8 protein-coding genes are annotated in these 7,251 nt (G+C 73.2%); 2 read left to right on the top strand and 6 right to left on the bottom strand.

What is annotated here, in order from left to right; translation table 11 throughout:
- Positions 1 to 138 precede the first annotated feature (138 nt).
- Positions 139 to 411 (bottom strand): hypothetical protein, encoded by a 273-nt coding sequence (locus CCN33_RS25710; protein WP_086695852.1) that lies wholly within the window; start codon positions 409 to 411, stop codon positions 139 to 141.
- A gap of 42 nt (positions 412 to 453) precedes the next feature.
- Here CCN33_RS25710 and CCN33_RS25705 point away from each other — a divergent pair, with 42 nt between their 5' ends.
- Positions 454 to 801, top strand: coding sequence for a sterol-binding protein (locus tag CCN33_RS25705; RefSeq protein WP_086695851.1), 348 nt, complete (start codon positions 454 to 456; stop codon positions 799 to 801).
- Here CCN33_RS25705 and CCN33_RS25700 read toward each other — a convergent pair.
- Genes CCN33_RS25700 through CCN33_RS25685 form a run of 4 tightly spaced genes read right to left on the bottom strand, consistent with a single transcriptional unit; the run spans position 785 to position 4,820 of the window.
- Entirely contained in the window at positions 785 to 1,651 is an 867-nt protein-coding gene (locus CCN33_RS25700; RefSeq protein ID WP_086695850.1) for an ABC transporter ATP-binding protein, read from the bottom strand. The two genes, CCN33_RS25705 and CCN33_RS25700, sit on opposite strands and share 17 nt — an antisense overlap.
- On the bottom strand, positions 1,648 to 2,694 hold the full coding sequence (locus CCN33_RS25695) for a FecCD family ABC transporter permease (protein WP_086695849.1): 1,047 nt from the start codon (positions 2,692 to 2,694) through the stop codon (positions 1,648 to 1,650). Before CCN33_RS25695 ends, CCN33_RS25700 begins: the two co-directional genes overlap by 4 nt.
- Complete coding sequence (locus CCN33_RS25690; protein ID WP_086695848.1) at positions 2,691 to 3,734, bottom strand: FecCD family ABC transporter permease; 1,044 nt, start codon at positions 3,732 to 3,734, stop codon at positions 2,691 to 2,693. The genes CCN33_RS25695 and CCN33_RS25690 overlap by 4 nt, the downstream gene beginning before the upstream one ends.
- Before the next feature lie 57 nt (positions 3,735 to 3,791).
- On the bottom strand, positions 3,792 to 4,820 hold the full coding sequence (locus CCN33_RS25685) for an HAD hydrolase-like protein (RefSeq protein ID WP_086695847.1): 1,029 nt from the start codon (positions 4,818 to 4,820) through the stop codon (positions 3,792 to 3,794).
- 72 nt (positions 4,821 to 4,892) lie between these two features.
- Between CCN33_RS25685 and CCN33_RS25680 the strand changes: the two genes are divergently transcribed.
- Positions 4,893 to 6,176, top strand: coding sequence for a DUF1015 family protein (locus tag CCN33_RS25680; RefSeq protein WP_086695846.1), 1,284 nt, complete (start codon positions 4,893 to 4,895; stop codon positions 6,174 to 6,176).
- Between the two features lie 87 nt (positions 6,177 to 6,263).
- On the opposite strand, the gene CCN33_RS25675 is transcribed toward CCN33_RS25680, so the two are convergent.
- Entirely contained in the window at positions 6,264 to 7,127 is an 864-nt protein-coding gene (locus CCN33_RS25675; protein ID WP_208621894.1) for a tetratricopeptide repeat protein, read from the bottom strand.
- Between the last annotated feature and the right edge of the window lie 124 nt (positions 7,128 to 7,251).

Genomic DNA, 7,251 nt, shown 5'->3' with positions numbered 1-7,251 from the left:
GCTGGCGTGCTCGCGCGAGCGCGCCAGCTTGCGGCGGACCAGTTCCGCGTCGAGACGGCGGCGTGCGACTCCTGCCACGTTCGGTTCAGCTCCTGCTCAGGTCTTCGTGCGTCGGTACGGGCGGTGCGGGCGTGGGCCTCACCGGGGGGCGGGTGCCGGACGGTCCGGGCGGGCGTCGAGCGCGTCCAGCGCGTCGCGCAGCCCCCGGTGTACATCCTCGTACACGCCGAGGTGTCCCTCGGTGGGCAGGTGGTCGGCGTCGGCCAGCCGGGCCAGGCGGGCGTCGGTCCCGGCGTCCCCGGTGGGGGTGCGGGGGACGGCAAGCGGCGCCGGGGCCGCGGGGTCGGACTCGGGCGCCGGGGGCCCGGACTCGGGCGCCGGGGGCCCGGACTCGGGCGCGGACTCGCTCATGCCCAGACGCTACCGCGAAGCCCTGGGGTACCGTCGTGCGCGATGGCCACGATCGAGGAGTGCCGTACGGCACTGGAGAAGCTTTCGGACAGCATGAGCGGCGCCGAGGGCGACGTCGGCGCGGCCGCCGCGCTGGACCGCTCGGTGAGCTGCCATGTCACCGACCTGGACGTCACCTTCGCCGGCCGCATGAGAGGCGGCCGGATCGAGGTGGCCGAGACCCTGCCGGGCCCGCCGGGGGAGCGGGCCCAGATCCGGCTGGCGCTGACCGGGGACGACCTGGTGGCCCTGGTGGACGGCGAGCTGGACTTCGCCTCCGCCTGGGGTTCGGGCCGGGTCAGACTGGAGGCGGGTCTGATGGACCTGTTCCGGCTCAGGAAGCTGCTGTGACCTTCGCCGTCCGCGCCTTGCGGGCGGCGGGCACGACCAGCGGGGTCCCGGTCTCGGGGTCGTCGATGACCTGGCAGCGCAGCCCGAAGACCCGCTCGACCAGGTCGGCGGTGACGATCTCGTTCGGCGCGCCCTCGGCGATGACCTCGCCGCCGCGCAGGGCGATGAGGTGCGTGGCGTAGCGCGCCGCGTGGTTGAGGTCGTGCAGGACAGCGACCAGGGTGCGCCCCTGGGTCTCGTGCAGCTCGGCACAGAGGTCGAGCACGTCGATCTGGTGCTGGATGTCGAGGTAGGTGGTCGGTTCGTCCAGGAGCAGCAGCGGGGTCTGCTGGGCGAGGGCCATGGCGATCCAGACGCGCTGGCGCTGGCCGCCGGAGAGTTCGTCCACGTACCGCTCGGCGAGTTCCGCGACGCCGGTCTGCGCCATGGACTCCTGGACCACCCGCTCGTCCTCGGCCGACCACTGGCGCAGCAGCCCCTGGTGCGGGTAGCGGCCCCGGCCGACGAGGTCGGCGACGGTGATGCCGTCGGGCGCGATGGAGGACTGCGGGAGCAGGCCCAGGGTGCGGGCGACCTTCTTGGCCGGCAGCGACTGGATGGCCTGCCCGTCGAGCAGCACCCGGCCCTCGGCCGGCTTCAGCATCCGCGACAGCGCCCGCAGGAGGGTGGACTTGCCGCACGCGTTGGGGCCGACGATCACGGTGAAGGAGTTGTCGGGTATCTCCACCGACAGCCGCTCGGCGATGACGCGCTGTTCGTAGGCGAGGGTGACGTTCTCGGCGGACAGGCGGTTCACGGTGCTGGTACTCCTCGGAGTGTTCGACTTCGGTCCGCTCGTTTCGGTGCTCATACCCGGCCCGCCCGGCGCTCGCCGACCAGCAGCCACAGCAGGTAGGCGCCGCCGACAACACCGGTGACCACGCCGACGGGCAGCTGGTCGGCGCCGAAGAGACGCTGGCAGACCCAGTCGGCGGTGACCAGCAGACCGGCGCCCATGCACAGGGACGGTACGAGGTTGGGGCCCGGCGAGCGGGTCAGCCGCCGGGCGAGCTGCGGCGCGGTGAGGGCGACGAAGCCGACGGGGCCCGCGGCGGCGGTGGCGGCGGCGGTGAGCAGGACGGCGCCGACCATCAGCACCAGCCGTACCCGGTGCACCCGCACCCCGAGGGCGTACGCGACGTCATCGCCCATCTCCAGCATGCGCAGACCCCGCCCGCCCGCGAGGACCACGGGGACGACGACCGCGCACAGGGTCAGCAGCGGCCAGACCTGGGTCCAGTCCCGGCCGCTGAGGGAGCCCGTCATCCACACCACCGCGCGGGCGGCGTCGACGATGTCGGCCTTGGTGATCAGGTAGCCGTTGACGGCGGTGAGCACGGCGGAGACCCCGATGCCGACCAGGACCAGCCGGTATCCGTGCACCCCCTGCTTCCAGGCGAGCAGATAGATACCGAGGCCCGTGACCAGGCCGCCGATCAGCGCGCCCGCGGTCACGGCGGCGGCACTGCCGGAGAACAGCACGATCATCACCAGGGCGCCCGCGGTGGAGCCCTGGGCGAGGCCGAGCACGTCGGGGCTGCCCAGCGGGTTGCGGGAGATCGACTGGAACAGTGCCCCGCCGAGCCCCAGCGACGCGCCGACCAGCAGTCCGACCAGCAGCCGGGGCAGCCGCAGTTCGTTGACGATGAAGTCCTGGTACGGGTTGCCGTTCCCGACGAGGGTCCGCAGCACGTCCATGGCGGGGATGTGGGCGTCGCCGGTGCCGATCAGGGCCACGCCCGCGGCCAGCACGGCGACCAGCAGCAGGACGACGACGATCAGGGAGCGCAGGTCCAGGCGCAGCGAGAGCCCGCCGGGGGTGCGCACCGCACGGCTCCGGGAGAGTGTCTTCACAGTTGCGCCGTCCTCCGCCGTCGTACGAGAAAGATGAAGACCGGGCCGCCGATCAGCGCGGTGATGATGCCGACCTGGATCTCGGCGGGCCGGGCGACGAGCCGGCCGACGATGTCGGCGCCGAGCAGCAGCACGGGTGACAGCACGGCGGCGTACGGAAGAATCCAGCGCAGGTCGGGCCCGGTGAAGGAGCGCACCACGTGCGGCACCATCAGGCCGACGAACATGATCGGGCCGCAGGAGGCGGTCGCGGCGCCGCACAGCACGGTCGCCGCCAGCATGGCCAGCGCGCGGGTGCGGTTGAGGTGGGCGCCAAGCGCGCGGGCGGTGTCGTCGCCCATCTCCATGGCGTTCAGGGGCCGGGCCAGGGCCAGCGAGAGGACCATGCCGGCCAGCAGGAACGGCAGCACCTGCACGATGGTCCGGTCGTCGGCGGAGTCCAGCGAGCCGACGGTCCAGAAGCGCATCCGGGACAGCGCCTCGTCGTCCGTGATCATCACGGCCTGGAGGTACCCGTACAGCGCGGCCCCGATCGCGGTGCCGGCCAGCGCGAGCCGTACCGGGGTGGCACCCCGCGTGCCGCCGAGGAACCACACCAGCGCGCCCACCGCGGCCGCACCGGCGAAGGCGAACCAGACGTAACCGCTGAGCGAGGTCACGCCGAAGAAGGTGATGGCGGTGACGACGGCCGCCGAGGCGCCCGCGTTGATGCCCAGCAGGCCGGGGTCGGCCAGCGGGTTGCGGGTGAGCGCCTGGAGCACCGAGCCGGACAGCCCGAACGCGGCCCCGGCCAGCAGTCCGAGGACGGTCCGGGAGATCCGGTCCCGTACGACGATGTCGGCGTAGGTCCCGCTGTCATGGAATAGCCCGTGCCAGACGAGGTCCGGCGCCAGCGATTTGGCGCCGACTCCGATGCTCGCCATGGCGACCAACGCCAGCAGCACGACGGCCAGGAGCAGCCCGAGGGCGCGCGCCAGCTGTCGCTTCGGGGGCGCGGGGGCGGTTTCCGCGCGCTGTTCCGGACGACTCTCGACCAACACGGGGTTAGGTTAGCCTATCCTGCCATTCGGTCTCGATCCCGCCCAGCCGACGGAGCCTCAGAGACCCAGCCTGGCCAGCGCCTTCTCCGCGTCCAGCGAGCAGGTGCCGTCCCCGGCCGCCGTCCAGGCCGCCGCGCACAGCGCCCGCAGACCGTCCAACTCGGTCCCCTCGCCCGACAGCTCCAGGTGACCCGAACCGGCCGTGGCGGTCCAGCCCCCGCAGCGGAAGCCCCCGCCGTCCTCCGTCACCGCCGGCTGACCGGTGAGCAGGCCGCGCAGATCGGCGTCGACGTAGGTAGGCCGGTGCTGCGGCGGCGCGGCGAGCAACTGGGCGCCGTCGGTGACGCCGGTCAGCACCAGCAGCGAGTCGACCTCGCCGTTGCAGGCACCCTCGATGTCGGTGTCCAGCCGGTCCCCGACCACCAGCGGCCGCTTGGCGCCGGTGCGCAGGATGGTCTCCTTGTGCATCGGGGGCAGCGGCTTGCCCGCCACCTGCGGCTCGGCACCGGTCGCGATCCGGACGACCTGCACGGCCGCGCCGTTGCCCGGCGCGATGCCCCGCCCGCTCGGGATGGTCAGGTCGGTGTTGGACGCGAACCACGGCACCCCGCGCGCCACCGCGTACGACGCCTCCGCGAACCGTCCCCACGGGAAGTCCGGGCCGCCGTAACCCTGCGCCACCGCCGCCGGGTCGTCGTCCGCCGAGTCCACCGGGGTGAGCCCGCGCTCGCGCAGCGCCACCCGCAGCCCCTCGCCGCCGATCACCAGCACCTTCGCCCCGGCCGGCACCTGCTCGCTGATCAGCCGGGCCACCGCCTGCGCGGAGGTGATCACGTCCTCCGCACCGGTCGGTATGCCCAGCTCCGTCAGGTGCCCGGCCACCGCGTCCGGGGTGCGGAGCGCGTTGTTGGTGACATACGCGAGGTGCATGCCGTCGGCACGGGCTTCGGCCAGCGAGTCCACGGCGTGCGCGATGGCCTCACCGCCCGCGTACACCACCCCGTCCAGGTCGAGCAGCGCCGTGTCGTACGCCTCGTGCAGGGGCCGCTCACTGCCCTCGGGGCTCGTCCTGACGCTCCGGCTCATCCGTATCGCTCCTCGTTCGACGCTCTTTCCCCCGATCATCCCGCAACGCGCCCGCACACGTACGATGCCGGGATGAACATCGCAGGTCACTCGGAAGCAATGGTGCCCCGAGGTCTGGAACTGACCCCGTTCCGCGGCCTTCGTTACGACCCCGAACGGGTCGGCAGCCTGGCCTCCGTCACCTCCCCGCCGTACGACGTGGTGGTACGCCCCGACGGCCTGCACCACCTCCAGGACGCCGACCCGTACAACATCGTCCGGCTGATCCTGCCCCAGGCCGACACGCCCGACATCCGGAACGAACAGGCCGCGGACACCCTGCGCCGCTGGCTCGCCTCGGGCATCCTCGCCCCCGACCCGGTCCCCGCCCTGTACGTGTACGAGCAGCAGGACGTGGACGGAGTGCTCCAGCGCGGTGTCATCGGCGCCCTGCGCGTCTCGGAACCGGAGGACGGCGTCGTCCTCCCCCACGAGGACGTGATGGACCCCGTGGTCGCCGACCGCGCCGGTCTGATGCGCGCCACCCGCGCCAACCTGGAACCCCTGCTGCTGACCTACCGCGGCGACGGCGCCACCTCGGAGGCCGTCGAGCGCACGGCGAAGCTCCCGCCCCTGCTGACGACCACCACGGAGGACGGCGTACGGCACCGTCTGTGGAGCGTCACCGACCCGGCCGAGCTGGCCCTCGTCCGCGAGGACCTCGCCCAGCACCAGGCCCTCATCGCCGACGGCCATCACCGCTGGGCCACCTACCGCCTGCTCCGCGCCGAGCAGCCCTCCCCCGGTCCCTGGGACCTGGGCCTCGTCCTGCTGGTCGACACCGTCCGCTACCCGCTGCGCGTCCGCGCCATCCACCGCCTGCTGCACGGCCTGCCCGTGGCGGACGCCCTGGCCGCCGTGGGCGACCTGTTCCGGGTACGGCACCTCACGGTCCCGCTGCCCGAGGCGCTGGAGGCGCTCGCGGAGGCGGCCGCCGAGGGCAACGCCTTCCTGCTCGCGGGCGACGGCGGCTTCCACCTGCTGGACAGCCCGGACCCGGCCCTGCTGGACCGCACCGTACCGGCCGGCCACCCGCCCGCCTGGCGCTCCCTGGACGCGACGGTCCTGCACGCCGTGCTCCTCGAGCACGTCTGGCGTGTCCCCGAGGACTCCCCCGCGCACATCGCCTACATCCACGACACGGCGGCCACCGTCGACAAGGCGGAACGCGGCGGGAGCACGGCGGTGCTGCTGCACCCGGTACGCGAGGAGGTCGTGCGCGAGCTGGCCCGGCAGGGGGTGACGATGCCGCGGAAGTCGACGTCGTTCGGCCCCAAGCCGGCGTCGGGGCTGGTGCTGCGGGTGGTGGACATCTGAGGGCCGCTCCGGCTGGTTCCGGGCACGAAAAAAGGGCGGGACCGCTGGGGTCCCGCCCTTCCTTCGTGTACTTCCACGCCGCCGGGATCAGTCCTCGGTGGTGTCCTTGATCTGGACGATCTTCGGCTCGTCGGCCTCGGGCGCTTCCTCGTCCGTCGGCTCGTCCTCGGCCGCGGGCTCGTCCTCGTCCGCGGGCTCGTCGTCCGTGGTGGTGTTCTCGTCCACCACGACCGTCACCACGGTCTCGGTCTCGGCGTCGTCCTCGTCCATCGCGTCGACGAACTCGACACCGTCCAGCTCGGCCAGCCGGTCGGAGGCGTCGGTGCTGCCGTCGCGGTCGGCCTCGACGGCCTTGGCGAACCACTCCCGCGCCTCGCCCTCCCGGCCGACGGCCAGCAGGGCGTCCGCGTAGGCGTAGCGCAGCCGGGCGGTCCAGGGCTGGATGGAGTTGGAGGCCAGCTCCGGGCTCTGGAGGGTGACGATGGCCGCGTCGAGCTGGTCCATGTCACGCCGGGCACCGGCGGCGACGAGCCGCATCTCGACCTGGCCGGCCTTGTCCAGCTTCTGCACCTCGGGGGCACCGGCCATGTCCAGCGCCTTCTCCGGACGCCCGAGCCCACGCTCGCAGTCGGCCATCACGGGCCACAGCTCGGTGTTGCCGGTCATCCGGCGGGCGGCACGGAACTCGGCCAGGGCCTCGCTGTACTTCTGGGTCGCGTAGGCGGCGAAGCCGGCGGCCTCACGGACCGCGGCCACGCGGGACGCCAGACGCAGGGCCACCCTGGAGTAGCCGTAGGCGCCCTCGGGGTCCTCGTCGATGAGCCGCGCGACCATCACCAGGTTCCTGGCGACGTCCTCGGCGAGCGTCTTCGGGAGGCTCTGCAGCTCCTGGCGGACGTCCTTGTCGATCTCGTCGCCGGTGACGTCGTCCGGGATCGGGAGGCGCTTGATCGGCTCGCGGTCGCGGTCCCGCTCGTCACGGCCACGGTATCCGCCACGGTCGTCCCGGCGGTCGTCACGACCCCGGTACCCACCGCGCTCACCCGGCCGGGCGCCACGGTCGTCACGGCCCCGG

Origin of the sequence: Streptomyces recifensis, from assembly GCF_002154615.1 — a bacterium.
Taxonomy (GTDB): Bacteria; Actinomycetota; Actinomycetes; order Streptomycetales; family Streptomycetaceae; genus Streptomyces; species Streptomyces griseoluteus.
Note: the sequence above shows the minus strand (reverse complement) of the source record. Positions and strands in the feature narration are given on the sequence as shown.